General features: G+C 47.8%; 13 protein-coding genes, 1 tRNA gene and 1 rRNA gene (1 of these 15 only partly in view). 1 reads left to right on the top strand and 14 read right to left on the bottom strand.

Annotation, left to right across the window (positions count from 1 at the left end):
• Positions 1–84 precede the first annotated feature (84 nt).
• From ACXMYH_RS03305 to ACXMYH_RS03275, 7 genes are all read right to left on the bottom strand, one after another.
• Positions 85–1,500: a serine hydrolase domain-containing protein gene (locus ACXMYH_RS03305; RefSeq protein ID WP_486555529.1), complete on the bottom strand. Its 1,416-nt coding sequence runs from the start codon at positions 1,498–1,500 to the stop codon at positions 85–87.
• Positions 1,501–1,637: 137 nt separating this feature from the next.
• Complete coding sequence (locus ACXMYH_RS03300; RefSeq protein ID WP_486555528.1) at positions 1,638–2,933, bottom strand: CapA family protein; 1,296 nt, start codon at positions 2,931–2,933, stop codon at positions 1,638–1,640.
• Positions 2,934–2,936: 3 nt separating this feature from the next.
• A complete protein-coding gene (locus ACXMYH_RS03295) occupies positions 2,937–4,202 on the bottom strand; it encodes a M20/M25/M40 family metallo-hydrolase (RefSeq protein WP_486555527.1) in 1,266 nt (421 codons plus the stop codon).
• A gap of 234 nt (positions 4,203–4,436) precedes the next feature.
• On the bottom strand, positions 4,437–5,312 hold the full coding sequence (locus ACXMYH_RS03290) for a LysR family transcriptional regulator (protein WP_486555848.1): 876 nt from the start codon (positions 5,310–5,312) through the stop codon (positions 4,437–4,439).
• Positions 5,313–5,446: 134 nt separating this feature from the next.
• Entirely contained in the window at positions 5,447–6,709 is a 1,263-nt protein-coding gene (locus tag ACXMYH_RS03285) for a 2-hydroxycarboxylate transporter family protein (protein WP_118651810.1), read from the bottom strand.
• Positions 6,710–6,746: 37 nt separating this feature from the next.
• Complete coding sequence (greA, locus tag ACXMYH_RS03280; RefSeq protein ID WP_015552730.1) at positions 6,747–7,250, bottom strand: transcription elongation factor GreA; 504 nt, start codon at positions 7,248–7,250, stop codon at positions 6,747–6,749.
• 257 nt (positions 7,251–7,507) lie between these two features.
• On the bottom strand, positions 7,508–8,278 hold the full coding sequence (locus tag ACXMYH_RS03275) for a sulfite exporter TauE/SafE family protein (protein ID WP_021905198.1): 771 nt from the start codon (positions 8,276–8,278) through the stop codon (positions 7,508–7,510).
• A gap of 238 nt (positions 8,279–8,516) precedes the next feature.
• Here ACXMYH_RS03275 and ACXMYH_RS03270 point away from each other — a divergent pair, with 238 nt between their 5' ends.
• Entirely contained in the window at positions 8,517–9,482 is a 966-nt protein-coding gene (locus ACXMYH_RS03270; RefSeq protein ID WP_118532411.1) for a LysR family transcriptional regulator, read from the top strand.
• 57 nt (positions 9,483–9,539) lie between these two features.
• Here ACXMYH_RS03270 and ACXMYH_RS03265 read toward each other — a convergent pair whose 3' ends face one another.
• The 7 genes from ACXMYH_RS03265 to ACXMYH_RS03235 all read right to left on the bottom strand — a co-directional run.
• Complete coding sequence (locus tag ACXMYH_RS03265) at positions 9,540–9,881, bottom strand: hypothetical protein (protein ID WP_486555526.1); 342 nt, start codon at positions 9,879–9,881, stop codon at positions 9,540–9,542.
• A gap of 160 nt (positions 9,882–10,041) precedes the next feature.
• Positions 10,042–10,302 (bottom strand): RidA family protein, encoded by a 261-nt coding sequence (locus ACXMYH_RS03260; RefSeq protein WP_486555525.1) that lies wholly within the window; start codon positions 10,300–10,302, stop codon positions 10,042–10,044.
• Positions 10,303–10,348: 46 nt separating this feature from the next.
• Positions 10,349–11,542 (bottom strand): Zn-dependent hydrolase, encoded by a 1,194-nt coding sequence (locus ACXMYH_RS03255; protein WP_118532415.1) that lies wholly within the window; start codon positions 11,540–11,542, stop codon positions 10,349–10,351.
• A gap of 79 nt (positions 11,543–11,621) precedes the next feature.
• The gene (locus ACXMYH_RS03250) at positions 11,622–12,953 is read right to left on the bottom strand and encodes a sodium-dependent transporter (RefSeq protein ID WP_118532417.1); all 1,332 of its coding nucleotides are present in this window, start codon (positions 12,951–12,953) and stop codon (positions 11,622–11,624) included.
• A gap of 24 nt (positions 12,954–12,977) precedes the next feature.
• Complete coding sequence (locus ACXMYH_RS03245; protein ID WP_486555524.1) at positions 12,978–13,559, bottom strand: EAL domain-containing protein; 582 nt, start codon at positions 13,557–13,559, stop codon at positions 12,978–12,980.
• Between the two features lie 558 nt (positions 13,560–14,117).
• A tRNA-Gly gene (locus tag ACXMYH_RS03240) sits at positions 14,118–14,189 on the bottom strand.
• Positions 14,190–14,255: 66 nt separating this feature from the next.
• A 23S ribosomal RNA gene (locus ACXMYH_RS03235) occupies positions 14,256–15,961 on the bottom strand (it continues 1,182 nt past the right edge of the window).

Genomic DNA, 15,961 nt, shown 5'->3' with positions numbered 1-15,961 from the left:
CATATTCTTATCAGAATCACTAAATGCCGGATGATCGGTCTTCCCGATCACCCGGCATTTTTTCATACTCAGACTTTGATCCAATCAGTCTTTCACTCTCGGCAGCATTCTTCCACCGTATCCGATTGCAAAGATCTCACCATTCTCATTTTCGAAGAATCTCACGTAGCCATCCTTATCCGGGTTGCGCACGATCCCTAAAAATTCCTGCACCGGCACAAATCGAAGAAGCGTCTCTCCCTCTTTGACTGCCAGATTTCCATCTTTTTCAAAGATCGTGATATTGTTATCTTCATCTGAACGGAAGGTGCCGCACATCGCCTTTCTCTTTTCCGCATCCCACTCCGTCTCCTGATAAACAAATCGGTCCTCGATCGGATTTCTTCCATGATACATCCGCATTGCTGCATCCGCGATCGTGCTAACCGGCACGCCCGACGTGTTGCACAGTACCATAACGCCCACTCCGGCATCATACGACCAGGATAAATTTGACGAAACTCCCGGCAGGCTTCCGCCATGCTCCATAACCGTCAGGTCATCCAGCTTCTTCTGCGAAAGGCCAAAGCAATAATGGCTCTCCGGGCGATAATCGATTCTTGGGCGGCACATCGTCCGTACACCCTCCTGGGAGAGGATCCTTGTTCCATCGATTCCCTTTCCGTAATTCAGATACATGCAGATGTATTTTTTCATGTCTGCAAGCGTAGATTTCAGGGAACCGGCTCCGCCAAGAGAAAATGCATTGTCATGGTAATCTCTGCCGGAGGTCATGACACCTTTTTGCATTTTGTAAAGAATTGCCGCATTCGCATCTGCTGCCGGTCTTACATACTCTCCGCAGCTCCGCTCCATGTGAAGAGGCTCAAGAATATGTTTTTTCACATATTCCGCAAAGCTGTTCTCCCCGCCGACACGGCGCACAATCTCTGACAAAAGTCCAAAGCCATCATTGCAATAGCTCATGTAGTTTCCCGGATCTCCGATCAGACCGCCGTTTTCCTTTGTCTGGGCATCCAGCAGCTCAGCGACTGCCTTTGTTCCTTCCAATGCGATCTTCTCACAGAACGCAAAATCCCCTGTCTCATTCTCATCCAGTCCTGCCTTCTGCGCAATCTCATTGATGATTGTGCGGTGCATCGGATAAAAGCCCGCTGTGTGACATAAAAAGTGCCATACCTTTACCGGTTTCTGATTACGGTTTGTAAATTCCGGAATATATTTGCTCACCGGATCATCCAGATTTACTTTTCCGGCTTCGACTAACTGCATGATCGATAAAGCCACAAAGGATTTCGTGACAGACGCTAATCCGAAGATCGTATCCTCATCGATCGGCAGTTTTCTCTCCTGATCCCGGTATCCAAAAAACTTTTCATACTGTGTATTTCCATTTCGGTCAACGATCGCAACCGCGATTCCCACTGCGTTGGAACGTTCCTGTATTCTGGATACAAGTTCCTCAAAAAGAAATCTTGACGCATTTGTGATTTTGTTCATGGGTACTCCCCTCCTTTTTTCTGTGCGCACCTGATGATGAGCCGATTCTTACACAGGTGCGCTGTCTTTATATTGATTATATCGATTCCGATCGTTTTCTTCAAGTTCTTCCCTGTCCCGGTCAATTTTGCTCAGGTTTAAAGTCTGATCGTTCCTACGCCGTCTTTAATTTCCATCTCAGTTCCGTAAGGTTTTGAAAGCTCTGCCAGGTATGACAGTACGTTCTCATCACCGGTCAACACCGGAACTCCTTTTTGCGGCCTTTTTTCTGTCATTCCAAGAGAAATCGGATACAGTTTGATTTCTGTTAAATGTCCATCTTCCATGGTCCAGCCTGCCATCACGGATAACCAGATCTCCGGAAGCACTCCGTATCCGGCCGTGCCATTTTTACTACGGGCATCCATATAAGCACCAACCTTGGTATCCAGCGGCATTTTTTTATTTATGTATGCATCGTAAGGCTGCTTTTCCACAGTTTCTGTCTCAAAGAGGAAATTTCCCAGACTGTAGAAGATAGGCGCTCCGTGATAGATCTCAATTCCACGAAGTTCATGCGGTCCGTGTCCGATTACCGCATCAGCTCCTGCATCCACACATCTTCTTGAAAATGTCTCAAGGAACATGGATGGAACCGTTGTGTCTTCCCCATCTGTCTCATGACCATGAAAGCTTACAAGAACGATATCTGCCTGTTTTTTTGCCTCAATGATCTCCTTCTCGACACGTTCCATATCAGCCGGGAACGGAACGCTCTCGATCCAGTCTTTTTCATCCAGAACAAATTTGTATGTTCCAAAGGGCAGTGTTCCGGAAGCCGGCGGATTCTTATATCCGTTTTTTACAGACCGCTCCATCGTTGAGTTGATCTTTGTAAGCGCCGCCAGTTCTTCTGCTTTCTTATAATTCTCTTTTGTGACATGGTAAATCGTTTCATAACGAAGCGGATTTAATCCAGGTCTTCCGATCAATTCCGCGCTCTGTCCACCAGCCATTCCTGACTCATGGAAGCTTGAAGAGACCGCAATCATTGCAACACGTCCGTTTTTCGTCTCCAGATAGCATGGTTTTGATGCCTCGGAAAGATTTTTTCCTGTTCCGGCAAAGATCATGTCTCTCTCTTCAAGATTCCGGATGGTCGCAAGAACGCCTCCATGACTGTAGTCACAGGAATGATTATTTGCCGTATTAAACAGATTAAAACCAAACGATTTCATATCATCAAGGGTTCTTGGATCTGCCATTGCCCAGGTTCCTCCGGAAAATGCTGCCGGATATCCTTCCTCATTGTGGAATGTCATCTCCAGATTCGAAAATTTCACATCATACTGACTGATCACGTCTCTGACCTGCTCAAATCCTTCATAACCGCCTTCCGGAAATCTTCTTGTGATAAACGCATCTCCTGTAGCGATCAGTGTCATTTTCTTCATAATCTATTTTTCCTCCACAACAGAATTAGTCTCTCCGTCGATTCCTGCTGCCATCATCAATACCATAAATGCCTGCTGAACTGCCTTATATGAGTCGGTGATCGGAAACTTTTCATGAACACTATGATTCATTATATTCTTTCTATTTTCATCCGGTGCAAACGCACGTCCAAGACAGATCGATGGAATTCCTTTCGAAACCGCTACGTTCGCATTTGTGCAGCCGCCTTTATGGAATACCGGTTCAATATCCAGAGACTTCAAACCAAGCCACGCGGATTCTACCAGTGGTGTATGGGAATCCTGAACTCCGCCCGGAACCTGACTGATCAGTTTTTTATCCCATGTGATCTCATCTTTTCCCCATTTTTCTGTTTCTTCCCGGCATGCTTCTTCGATCGCGTTAAAGATTTTTGTGCGAAGCTTTGTAAGCTCCTCCGGTGAATTTGATCTGAAATTAAATTTGATGGTTGCCTGCGATGCGATCGCATGCACTCCGGTCGCAGTTCCACCGTGGAAATTTGAGACACAGAAGCTTGTCTTCGGATCTGATGGAACTGTAAAATCAGCGATCTTCGCAACTGCTCTGGCTGCTGCATGGATCGGCTGTGCCATCTCGCCAAACGCTCCAAACGCATGACCGCCGATACCATAAAAGTTGACCTCGTAGGTCTCTCCGCTTGTCGCCTCGAAGATCAATACACTCATGTCATTGTTATCAATTGTGAGTGAAATATCAATGTCATCATTATCATTCAGGAAATCTTTCATTCCGCCGAGGCCGCCCATACCTTCCTCGCGGGTAGTTGCCACAAATACAATGTCTCCGAATGTCTTGATCTCGTTCTGATTCAATGCTCTTAAAAGTCCCAGCAGCATTGCCAGTGCTCTCGTATCATCACCGATTCCCGGTGCGTAGAGGAATCCGTCTCTCTCCTCTACACCATGTACCGTTCCAAATGGAAAGACTGTATCCAGATGACCCTCGATCAATACCTTCGGTCCTTTGCCGCTTCCTCTTCGAAGGCCAACAACATTTCCACCGCGGTCAATGTGAACATTTTCAAGACCGAGCGCTTTAAATTTTTCCATCATGACCGCTGCGCGTTTTTCTTCCTCCCCAGTCGGAGCCTCTATGAGAACCAGTTCTTTCTGCTCTTCAATCGTATTCCTCTCATCTTCCTGTATAAATTTCATAGCTTCCTTTACACACGGAATACTCATTGTATATTCAAACTGTTTTTTTACCCGCTCTGATACCTGATACATGCTTCATCCTCCTTTTGTGATCAACAACTACTGGTAACAAAAATGATATAAACACGACAAAAGCGCTCCTTTTTAAGAAGGTCTTTCAGGCCTTCACCATAGCTTCATATGGCTGATTCTTAAAAAGATGCGCTTTCTTTTATAGGTTAATTATATATTAATTATATTTATTGTTCAAATATTATTCATGAATAACTTACATTCTCATTTCGAATGAATTTGGCACAATTTTATTTATTCTTCTTTAATATTATTAAAGTATTTTTCTGTGTATTTGCAGAACTCCGTCAATTCTTCTGTCATTTTCAGATCTTTCTGCAGGATCAGATACAGAGATCGCTTGAATTCGTTGTTATCGATCGGCCGATAACAGACATTTTCAAAATCTGTCTCGCTTCTCAGGTGATCTCTCCAGGAATACCTTGGCCAAATGGCGATTCCTAGCCCCTCCTGCACCATGCGCCTCAAAATATTAACAGTATCACATTCAAATGCAATATCCGGAATAATCCCTTCTTTTTCGAATATTGCGTCTGAAATCGTCCGGATACTTCCTCCACTTCTCAACATAACAAATTTTTCATTTCTGATATCCGACAACCTGACTTTTTCCACATTTCTCAACCACGAATCTTTATGAAACGCGAGACACAATGGCTCTTCCATCAATTTTACTGCATTGCTGAACACATACTGAGGCAGTGTACTTCGAATGCAGACATCCCATTTGGTTGCCTCTCTGCGATCTAATACCTGAAAAAAAACATCCGGATTTTCCTCCCGGAATTCGCGAATCAGTTCCGGAACAAGCAGTCCTCCGGTCAAAACATTCAAACGGATCAGTTTCTTCTTCTGTCTATTGTGGAATTCCAACGGAAGCCGTTCTATTTCCTCAAGCAAAGGAACTACCCTTTCCTGCAATAAATATCCATCACGGGTAAGCACACAGGATCTTCCGTTTTTCCGTAGCAACTCTGTTTTTAATTCGCGCTCCAGTGATTGGATCGCTTTACTGATGGAAGGCTGGGATACATTCAATTCCTGCGCCGCCATCGTGATATTTTCATATTTCGCCGCATATACAAAATATCGAAGCTGATATAGTTCCATCTTTGCCACTCCCCCGTTTGTAATGCATAATGTAACTGTTCAGTGCCTCACAGTTACGGGCAAAAATCCCATACTTTACTAAAACAAGCACAGCAGGTGCAAAAGCCTGCTGCTCACAATACAGAATCCAGATCCTACCCCACCATCTGCACTAATATTCCTCCAATCGTCAGCATCAGCGCTCCGCAGGATCTTGTAACGATCTGTGCAAACGGCAGAAGCTCCATTCTATGTGCACTGCTCAAAACAGCCACATTGCCGGAACCGCCCATATTTGTTGTACACATCCCCGCTGCGATGGCAGATTCCAGTGGGAAAAAGCCAACCAGCTTTCCAAGAACTGACGCCGTAAACGTAATGATCCCCACGATGAGTACCACCGTGATCAGATATAACGGTGTCAGAGTCTTTAAAATTGTATTCAGATCGATCAGCGTAAAACCGATCCCCGCAAGTGCCGCCGCCGTCCAGCTCTTAATGGCAAACTGCCCCCACTCTCTCGCCGCATCCTCCAGCTCTTCGGACATGATGCCGGTTCCCTTCACAAGCACGACCGCAATGATCATCCACGCATACGTCGGGATCACAGGAACAAACCTGTGCAAGATCGCGCCAAGCTGATAAAAGGCGAACGCAATGATCATCCCGGTGCATAAAGACGCAAATGTCGGCTTCAATGGCGGTGTCTTTTTCACCGTTTTTCCATCATTCACCAATACACCGTTTCCGGTCGTCTCCGGATGTTTTTTTCCGAAGTTGTTTAAAAGACCGCCAAAAATAATCGCCACACAGTTTCCAAGCACTGTGGCCGGTGCCATCTTTGTCAGCACATCCGCCGCTTCCACGCCGAGCGCCTGGGAGTACATGGCAGAAAGAGGAACTGTACCCGCTGTCATTCCACCGCTGGTCATAGGCACTCCGATATAGAGGATCCCACCCCAGAAACCTTCCCCAAGGATGATCCCCATAATTCCTGAAAGCAGAATTCCCATAGAAAGAGAGATCACCGCCACCGGCAGAAGCTTCACGGTAGCCCTGAGCAGAAGATTCCGGTCGATATTAAAGAGACTGCCGCAGATCAGCGCCGCGATATAAAAGATCAGGAAGCCACTGTCATTGACAAAATAATCGAGCGTCTCAATCGTCTGCTCAGGAATCAGTCCGCCTGCCGTGAGGATCGCAGAACCGAGAATACAGATCACAGATCCTCCGAGATACGTCTTCACCACCGGTACGTTATTTCCAATCGCATTTAAGCCCTCACCGAATACCATCAACACTAAAAACGCCGGAACCAGACTCTTCGGGACACAGCCCGTAAACATGCATGCCGCCGTCAGTGCCAGAATAAGGACATACAATGGCAGCGGAAACCCCGCCACTTTAAAATCCTTCATACTCAACCTCTCTCTGTCTTCTTTAAAAATGTCTTTTTTAAAAGCTCCGGATCGCGTCGCTTCCATCATCCACGGTCTTCTCCAGACGCTTGATGATCACATCATATCCCGCTCTGTCATTTACCTGCACATGTACCCGGTCACCGACCTTATGCCCCAGAAGTGCCCTTCCAAGCGGGGACTCGGAACTGATCAGTCCCTTTAAGGAATTTCCGCGGATCGTCGTAACGATCTTATAGGTCTCCGTCTCATCGTCATCCTCAAAATACACGTCCACCGTGTTGTAGAGGCCGACCTCATCGTCTTTTGACTCATCAGAGACCACCTTCGCCGTCCGGATCATTCTCTCCAGATACCGGATCCGGCTCTCATTCTTGTTCTTGTCCTTCTTCGCTGCATAATATTCAAAATTTTCACTTAAGTCGCCCTGGGCTCTCGCCTCTTTTACTGCCTCGATCGCCTCTTTCCGGACTACAAGCTTCCGGTATTCGATCTCCTCTTCCATCTTCTTTATATCATTTTTTGTTAACTCATCATACATAGTTTTTCCACTTCTTTCCTGAATTCTTTTAACACTATCTTATCTCATTCCTGCCTTAAAAACAAGCCCTGAGAAATCCGGCCCCTGCAAATATACCGGCAGTCTTACCCTGTGCGCATCCTTGGCACGTTCGTGCCTTTTGTGTAACAGGGAATTCCCCGGAATTTCCTGTTACATAAAAAGAGCCGGTCCACAATAGGACCAGCCCTTTTATATGGGTAAACAAAAACAGGTAAACCTTATTGAATTTTATGCCTTTAACCCCACAGATGATTCTGCCAGGCAAATTTGATCACAGTGAGGATCACTACGACTAACATCACCGGTTTGATGATCTTCTCGCCCTTCCTGATCGCCAGATTGACGCCGACGAGGTTTCCTGCAATGGCACAGAGTGCTGCCGGACATGCGATCTCGTAAGCGACATTTCCCGTTTTCACATAGCTTACAAGAGCGATGGCGTTCGTAAGTACAATGAGGACCTTACCGTTACCGGACGCGCATCTCGCATCATAGTGCATGATCATCGTAAATGCGATGATCGCTACGGTACCGATCCCCGGTCCGAAAAGACTGTTGTAAAATCCCATGATCACGCCGACGATCAATGCCTGAACAACTGTTTTTTTTGAGATCTCGCTTCTCATGATCACGTTTCTCGCATCAGTCTTTCTGAGAACCATGATGAGGGCGATCACCGGAAGTGCCACCGTGATGGCCTTCTGGATGCTCTCCTCCGGAAGGAGAAAGATGATCTTTGTTCCGATCCATGCCCCCGTCATCGCCGTGATGGCTGAGACCAGTGCGATCCTCAGATCGACCATGTTGTTTTTAAAATACTTGATCGCCGAGACCAGATTTCCGAGACCCGCCTGCAGTTTGTTGCAGCCGTAAGCCGAGCGGACCGGCAATCCGATCATTAAGTATGTCGGCAGTGCGATCAAGCCTCCGCCTCCGCCTATGGAATCAATGATACCCGAAATAAAGAAGATCGGGCAGATGATAAGCAATGTTTTTAAGTAACTCATTTCCTTCTCCCTTTTTGCACAGCCCGCGTTCTTTCATCATCTCCGGGAAACTGTCTCCGCTGTTCTGCTGTTCGTATTTGCTGTTATTTTGATCCGTCAAAAGCTCTCTTCCCGGCACATAAATTCTTTTAGTCTCTCTCAAGATCGTCTTGAATATATCACGTTTCTCCTATATAATCAAATTTATAATATTGATATTTTTCATTAAATATATTTATGCATAAAAGGAGTCCCACACATGTTCCAGTCAAAAGACTACATCTACGAGATCTACCGCTGCGGCAGCTTCTCCGCCGCGGCCAAAAACCTCTACATCACCCAGCCCGCCATCAGCATTGCAGTAAAAAAAGAAGAACAGGAGTTAGGCCAGCCCATCTTTGAGCGTTCTTCCTCCCGTCTTCTTTTAACTGACGCCGGCCGCGCCTACATCGATGCCGTGGAAAAGCTCCACCGCATTGAAGAGGATCTGAAGGTCTACTGCAACGACCTCTCAAACCTCAAAACAGGGGCTCTGAGGATCGGCGCCTCCAGTTTTTTTCTCTCCAGCATCGTTCTCCCGGTCGTTGCCGAATACAGCCGCCGCTATCCCGGAATCTCTCTGGACGTTCAGGAAGCGCCATCTCTTGAATTACAAAAGCGTCTCGCGAATGAGGCGCTCGATATCCTCGTGGATCCGGTGGACCAGCAGGGTGACACCTTCGACTCCGTCATCCTCTTCGAAGACCACTTTCTCCTCGCTGTCCCAGATGCTCCAAATTTCTTTGCCTCTATGGGAATAAAAAAAGACCTTCTTCCTGCGGCATTCACCGCCGATGAGATTCGCCGCGGTGTTCATTTAGATCCGGCTGCGCCTTCCGTCTCCCTCTCTTCCTTCGCAAAGGCCCCTTTTCTGCTGCTCCGCCCGGAGACCATTGCCTACGAGCGCGCCGTAAGGCTCTGTGCCCAGAATGGCTTTGCCCCAAATATCCGCCTGCAGTTAGATCAGCTCGCCACCGCCTACCGCTCCTGCGGTGCCGGTCTCGGTGTCACACTCCTGTCTGACACCGTTGTCCGCATGTCTGACCACGATGAACCCGTCGTTTTTTACAAACTGGACTCCGATGATGTAAGCCGTGACATCGCTGTTATGTGGAAGAAAAAGAGATATGTATCAAAGGCTATGGAAGAATTTACGAATCTGGCGGCAGAGATGTTTTCCGGCTAAATACTTATAACGTCCTCAACCGTCCGTATATATTCTTTACATTCCTTTTCAAACTGCTCAATCAGTTCCTTTTTCTTTAAAAATGCATGCAGGAATAATACTGAAAGAATTAGGAATCCGTAAAAGTTCCGGTATCAGCTCCGTTGTATCCGTCACCATAAGCGGCAGGTCTAACGGGTTCATCTGCTTCTCATGCCACTCCACAAACCCCGTTCCCCAATCAAAATAGATTTCATTGAAACGCTTTAACTGCTGTGCTTGCACAACCTCAGGGTAATCAGAAACGCTTTTTGAACTAAGCAGAAATAACGGTTCCCTAAAGATCGGCACAGCCTCCACCGCCTTCGAATAAAAGACACGCGGGGTAATTCCGATGTCTGTCTCCCTGTTCTCCACCATCGAAATAATGCGGTCTGTCCAGTGTGTCGCTAATGTGATTGAAAGTTTTCCTTTCCCAAGAAGTTCTCTGTAAACAGTGTTTTTCTATATTTATTGTGAGATAAATTTTCTGTTAAAAAGCTGCTGCACAACTTTCTGGCAGCAGCTTTTCCTTCTTAATCTAATATTTTATACTTCCTACCCCCGCAATGATCGCAATCTCCACCGGCGCTTCTCCCGGAAGGACCGCAACACCGACAGCCGCGCGGCTTCCAACACCAGATTCACCAAGCTCCTCGCAGAAATACTCAGACGCGAAATCCGCGATCTTCGGCTGCTTTGTAAAATCCGGCTCAGAGTTTACATAAACTGTAATCTGCATGATCTGTACGATCTTCTCGCCCTCTTCCAGCTTATTTTTTGCAGCTGTGAGCGCATTCATTTATATAGTTTTCCAAATTTGTCCATTCATTCAATCATCTATAAAATTAAAATCCATTTTCATCCAGTTTTAACACAGTCTGATACAGAACATCCGCCCCCATATCGATATGTTCCGGTTTTGTATATTCGTCACCCTGATGGCTGATACCCTTGACACTCGGGACAAAGATCATACCGATCGGAACTCCTTCGTGGGCCATCGAATTTGCGTCATGGCCTGCACCGCTGGGCATGATGATATGGCTGATTCCCTTTTCCGTGCAGACATCGTCGATCAGTTTGATCAATCTCGGATCACACGGTGTGGAATATTTGGCACCGGTATTTACAAATTCAAACTCACAGTTCGGAATCTCTTTTGCGAGTGCCTGAATATCTGCATAGAACTGATCTGTTACAGCTTTGTCCATATGACGCATCTCAAAGTTCGCCACAGCCTGTCCCGGAATTACATTTTCCTGTCCGGGTGATACAGAGATCTTTCCGACCGTAAATACAAGCGTGTCGTTCAGTTCTCTTGCCCGCTCTTCTGCTGCTACGATCAGCTTTGCCATTCCGACAAGCGCATCTTTTCTGTTAGCCATCATCGTTGTGCCCGCATGGTTGCTCATGCCTTTTGCCGTTACCTTATAGTCGATGATGCTGACGATTCCGCTGACAACTCCCACATCGATTCCCGTATGATCGAGTTTATCGCCCTGTTCGATATGATATTCCAGATAACACTCATACTTGCTGATATCTCTCTTGGCTGCTTTTGCTTTTTCCGGACTGCAGCCAAACTTTGCTAATTTTTCCGCATATCCGGGAATGTCCGGATCGAGCATCCCTGTCACACATCTGCTTCCAAATGTGCCGCCAAGAATACTGGATTCTTCCATGTTAAAGCCCCAGATCTCCAATGGATGGCGCAGGGTACGTCCTTCTTCCTTTAAGCGGGCCGCAACTTCCAGGGCACCGGTCACACCCAGCATTCCATCATAAACACCGCCCTGCATAACTGTATCCATGTGGGAACCGAGCACGATGGATTTTGCTTCCGGGTCACTCCCCTGCAATACGCCATGAAGATTTCCCACCGGGTCAGTCTCCACCTGCATTCCCAGCTCCTGCATGCGTCCTTTTAAAAACTCAAGCACTTGGAAATATTTTTCTGAAAATCCCAGCCGTGTGATCGAACCGTCTTCATTCCGCCCAATATTGCCCGCCTGTTGGAGCAATTCGTTTAATCTGCTCATATTTGTAAATTACCTCCTCAATTAAATTTCCACGTATCGTCCTCAGATTTCTCCTGACGAAACACGGAAGTATCTCTTATCAGCCAATTCCCCCAAGCAGTGCCCCCGCCACAAGAGCGATAAAAGCCGCCGGCACCAGTACAAATCTCCCCAACGGGATAAACCAGCCGCCGATCGGTTTATTGGTTCCTTTATTGACCGCGGTAAGCGCAAAGTCCTCTCCGGCAACCCAGAAGAACATGATCGCCGCCAGCATGGCACCGAGCGGGCAAATATAGATCGACACTGCATCCATCCAGCCGGAAACGATTCCCTGGATCATGAGCGCGATCGCGCCTCCGAACACGGCGATCACGATCACGGCACTTCTTCTGTTCAATCCAAAACGCTCCTGCATCATCTCCACCGGTGCCTCATAGAGGTTTACCAGAGAGCTTAAACCGGCAAACAGGACGCAGATATAAAATACCAGCTCCACGATGCGTCCGCCCGGCATCCCGTTAAATACATTTAAAAGATAGATAAACATGAGACCCGGTCCGCCGGAAGAAAGCTCTGCCCCGCCGGCTGCCATTCCCGGAATGATCACGAGAGCCGCAAGCAGCGCCGCCAGGGTATCGAAAACTGCCACATTTCTCGCGGAACTCACTACATTTTCCTCGTCACTCAGATAGGAGCCGTAGATAACGGTTCCGTTTCCGGCGATGGACAGGGAGAAAAATGCCTGTCCGAAAGCATAGATCCACAATCTCGGATTCAACAGCCCCTGTGGATTCAATGTAAAAATATACCGGTATCCATGTCCGGAACCCGGCAGTGTGAAAATGTAGGCGCCAAGTCCCAGAAACAATACAAACAGTAGGGGCATCATGACCTTATTCGCTTTTTCGATTCCGCCTGCGATTCCATAAGCCATGATCACGCCCGTCACGATCATAGCGATCACCTGCCAAAGGTTATTTCCGAAGGACGATGCCGTTCCATCGAAGAGTCCGCCGATTGCGTCCATATCCTGTCCCATCCGGAACAGCCCGCCAGTGATCGCAAGAAACGCGTATTTAAAGATCCATCCTACGACCACCGTATATCCGATCGCCAACGCCAGAGAGCCAAGAACCGGAATCACACCGATCACCTCACCCGTCCGCTTATTTCCGGTGCGGATCTCCGTACATTTGCCAAATGCCCTGATCGGTCCGCTCTTTGCCGCGCGGCCAAGCGCCATTTCCTCGATCACGCCGGTAGACGCAATTAGAACTACAAATAGAACATATGGAAGTAAAAATGTCATTCCACCCCAATCCGATACCATATATGGGAACCTCCAGATATTCCCCATACCGACTGCCGACCCAATGCAGGCCAGCACAAATCCTGTCCGGCTCTTAAAGCCATCCCTATGTTTTCCCATACGCTTACAACTGCCTTAAAACAGCTATGCCCCTTTCTCATGATTCATATTAAAAGCTTCTTTTTTTTTAAACTTCTCCAGTTCTGTGATCGTCAGCGGCTGCGCAAACAGATATCCCTGATACATCCCCGGATCCGCCTCACGGATAAACCGAAAAATTTCTTCGCTTTCGATTCCCTCTACACAAACCGATACGCCAAGTGCCTTTGCAAAATTAATGATCGACTGGACCATGATCTGATCGGCAGGCTGCACCAGAATATTTCGGATAAAGCTTTGATCGATCTTGATGCAGTCAAAATCCAGAGTTTTCATCAGATTGAAAGAAGAATATCCGCTTCCAAAATCATCTGCCGAAATCCCAACTCCATATTTGTGAAATTCCGCAATATGCCATTTCAGGATCTGTTCATCCAACGCCTGACAATGCTCCGTCAATTCCAGGATCAGATTGGAGGCAGGAAAATATTCTTCCTCCAGAATATCACACACATCCTGCACGAACTTTTCCTGTGCAAACTGCCGCCAGGAGACATTGACACTCACCTTGAAATTCCATGAAAATCGATAGTGACTTTCCGGATCCGTCTCAAATATATTCTTCATGTCTGTTTTTCCTTTAATCAGCTCGTAAGCAATGATCCAACCTTCCTGCGTGTCATTAACAGAATTGGATTTATGCCATCAACCAGCATTTCCGAACATATTTTATCATACCATGCAATCTTATGTTTTACAAGCATTTGAAATTGTTGCGACGACCGGAGTGGAACGTAGACATTCGAACCGTTCGAGCCCGGCAGGGCTCGAACATGCGAAAAAAAGAGGAGGTATCCATCGGATATCTCCTCTTTTTCACATCTTATTGAGAGCACGAGACGTCGCAGAACGTCCGGGGGACGTTCGTCTGCGACGACCGGAGTGGAACGTAGACATTCGAACCGTTCGACCCCGGCAGGGCTCGAACATAGAAAAAAGAGTCATCCAATGGATGACTCTTTTTTCTATCTCTTTGAGAGCACGAGACGTCGCAGAACGTCCGGGGGACGTTCGACTGCGACGACCGGAGCGGAGCGTAGACATTCGAACCGTTCGAACCCGGCAGGGCTCGAACATACAAAAAAGGAGGTATCCAACGGATATCTCCTTTTTTGTATCATTGAGAGCACGAGACGGGATTCGAACCCGCGACCCTCGCCTTGGCAAGGCGATACTCCACCACTGAGCCACTCGTGCATAGGTAACATACCTTCAAAACCACATATTGAACATCATCAACCTTTGAATCTCCACTTGACCTTCCTGGATAAGCCCTCGACCGATTAGTAACAGTCAGCTCCGTACATTACTGCACTTCCACCTCTGCCCTATCTACCTCGTCGTCTTCAAGGGGTCTTACTTCTTAACGAATGGGATATCTCATCTTGAGGGGGGCTTCACGCTTAGATGCCTTCAGCGTTTATCCCTGCCAGACTTGGCTACCCGGCCATGAGCTTAGCAGCTCAACCGGTACACCAGCGGTCCGTCCATCCCGGTCCTCTCGTACTAAGGACAGCTCCTCTCAAATATCCTCCGCCTGCGCCGGATAGGGACCGAACTGTCTCACGACGTTCTGAACCCAGCTCGCGTACCGCTTTAATGGGCGAACAGCCCAACCCTTGGGACCTACTTCAGCCCCAGGATGCGATGAGCCGACATCGAGGTGCCAAACCACTCCGTCGATGTGAACTCTTGGGAGTGATAAGCCTGTTATCCCCAGGGTAGCTTTTATCCGTTGAGCGATGGCAATCCCACTTTCATACCACCGGATCACTAAGTCCTAGTTTCCTACCTGCTCGACCCGTCGGTCTCGCAGTCAAGCTCCCTTCTGCCTTTGCACTCTTCGAATGGTTTCCAACCATTCTGAGGGAACCTTTGAGCGCCTCCGATACCCTTTCGGAGGCGACCGCCCCAGTCAAACTCCCCACCTGACATTGTCCCCGATCCAGATCATGGACCATGGTTAGAAACCCAGTAACGCAAGGGTGGTATCCCAACAGCGGCTCATACGAAACCGGAGTTCCGTACTCGTAGCCTCCCACCTATCCTGTGCATGCATTACCGAATCCCAGTATCAAGCTGGAGTAAAGCTCCATGGGGTCTTTCCGTCCTGGCGCAGGTAACCAGCATCTTCACTGGTATTTCAATTTCACCGGGTGCATTGTCGAGACAGCGCTCAAATCATTACGCCTTTCGTGCGGGTCGGAACTTACCCGACAAGGAATTTCGCTACCTTAGGACCGTTATAGTTACGGCCGCCGTTTACTGGGGCTTCAATTCAAAGCTTCGATTGCTCTAACCTCTCCTCTTAACCTTCCAGCACCGGGCAGGCGTCAGCCCATATACATCACCTTACGGTTTCGCATAGACCTGTGTTTTTGCTAAACAGTTGCTTGAGCCTATTCTCTGCGGCCAGATCTCTCTGGCACCCCTTATCCCGAAGTTACGGGGTCATTTTGCCGAGTTCCTTAACAATGCTTCTCCCGCCGGCCTTAGGATTCTCTCCTCATCCACCTGTGTCGGTTTACGGTACGGGCACATGATACACAATAGCGGCTTTTCTCGGCAGCTGGAATCGGATGCTTCCCTACTTTAGTTCGGTCCGCGTCACGTCTTTGGCTTATCAGGCGGATTTGCCTGCCTGACACCTCCTACGCTTGCCCGGGGTTCTGTTCCCCGGTCATCTTATCCCTCTGCGTCCCCACAGTTCTGATATCATGTGGTACAGGAATCTAAACCTGTTGTCCATCAGCTACGCTTCTCAGCCTTGCCTTAGGCCCCGACTTACCCAGGGCAGATCAGCTTTACCCTGGAAACCTTAGATATTCGGCCTGGAGGATTCCCACCTCCATCTCGCTACTCATTCCGGCATTCTCTCTTCTTAAAAGTCCACAGCTCCTTATCGGTACTGCTTCGCCCCTTTAAGAATGCTCCTCTACCAATGTATAAATACATTCCTGAGCTTCGGT

The sequence above is a fragment of the Pilosibacter sp. NGB245 genome (assembly GCF_057397225.1).
This window is presented reverse-complemented; position numbering and strand designations above follow the sequence as displayed.

What these genes read in the sequence shown, in the direction of transcription:
- ACXMYH_RS03270 (WP_118532411.1), top strand. Translation starts at nt 8,517, where the DNA reads ATGTTCCAGTCAAAAGACTACATCTACGAGATCTACCGCTGCGGCAGC.
- ACXMYH_RS03295 (WP_486555527.1), bottom strand. Translation starts at nt 4,202, where the DNA reads ATGTATCAGGTATCAGAGCGGGTAAAAAAACAGTTTGAATATACAATG.
- ACXMYH_RS03305 (WP_486555529.1), bottom strand. Translation starts at nt 1,500, where the DNA reads ATGAACAAAATCACAAATGCGTCAAGATTTCTTTTTGAGGAACTTGTA.
- ACXMYH_RS03285 (WP_118651810.1), bottom strand. Translation starts at nt 6,709, where the DNA reads ATGAAGGATTTTAAAGTGGCGGGGTTTCCGCTGCCATTGTATGTCCTT.
- ACXMYH_RS03245 (WP_486555524.1), bottom strand. Translation starts at nt 13,559, where the DNA reads ATGAAGAATATATTTGAGACGGATCCGGAAAGTCACTATCGATTTTCA.
- ACXMYH_RS03275 (WP_021905198.1), bottom strand. Translation starts at nt 8,278, where the DNA reads ATGAGTTACTTAAAAACATTGCTTATCATCTGCCCGATCTTCTTTATT.
- ACXMYH_RS03260 (WP_486555525.1), bottom strand. Translation starts at nt 10,302, where the DNA reads ATGAATGCGCTCACAGCTGCAAAAAATAAGCTGGAAGAGGGCGAGAAG.
- greA (WP_015552730.1), bottom strand. Translation starts at nt 7,250, where the DNA reads ATGTATGATGAGTTAACAAAAAATGATATAAAGAAGATGGAAGAGGAG.
- ACXMYH_RS03290 (WP_486555848.1), bottom strand. Translation starts at nt 5,312, where the DNA reads ATGGAACTATATCAGCTTCGATATTTTGTATATGCGGCGAAATATGAA.
- ACXMYH_RS03265 (WP_486555526.1), bottom strand. Translation starts at nt 9,881, where the DNA reads ATGGTGGAGAACAGGGAGACAGACATCGGAATTACCCCGCGTGTCTTT.
- ACXMYH_RS03255 (WP_118532415.1), bottom strand. Translation starts at nt 11,542, where the DNA reads ATGAGCAGATTAAACGAATTGCTCCAACAGGCGGGCAATATTGGGCGG.
- ACXMYH_RS03300 (WP_486555528.1), bottom strand. Translation starts at nt 2,933, where the DNA reads ATGAAGAAAATGACACTGATCGCTACAGGAGATGCGTTTATCACAAGA.
- ACXMYH_RS03250 (WP_118532417.1), bottom strand. Translation starts at nt 12,953, where the DNA reads ATGGGAAAACATAGGGATGGCTTTAAGAGCCGGACAGGATTTGTGCTG.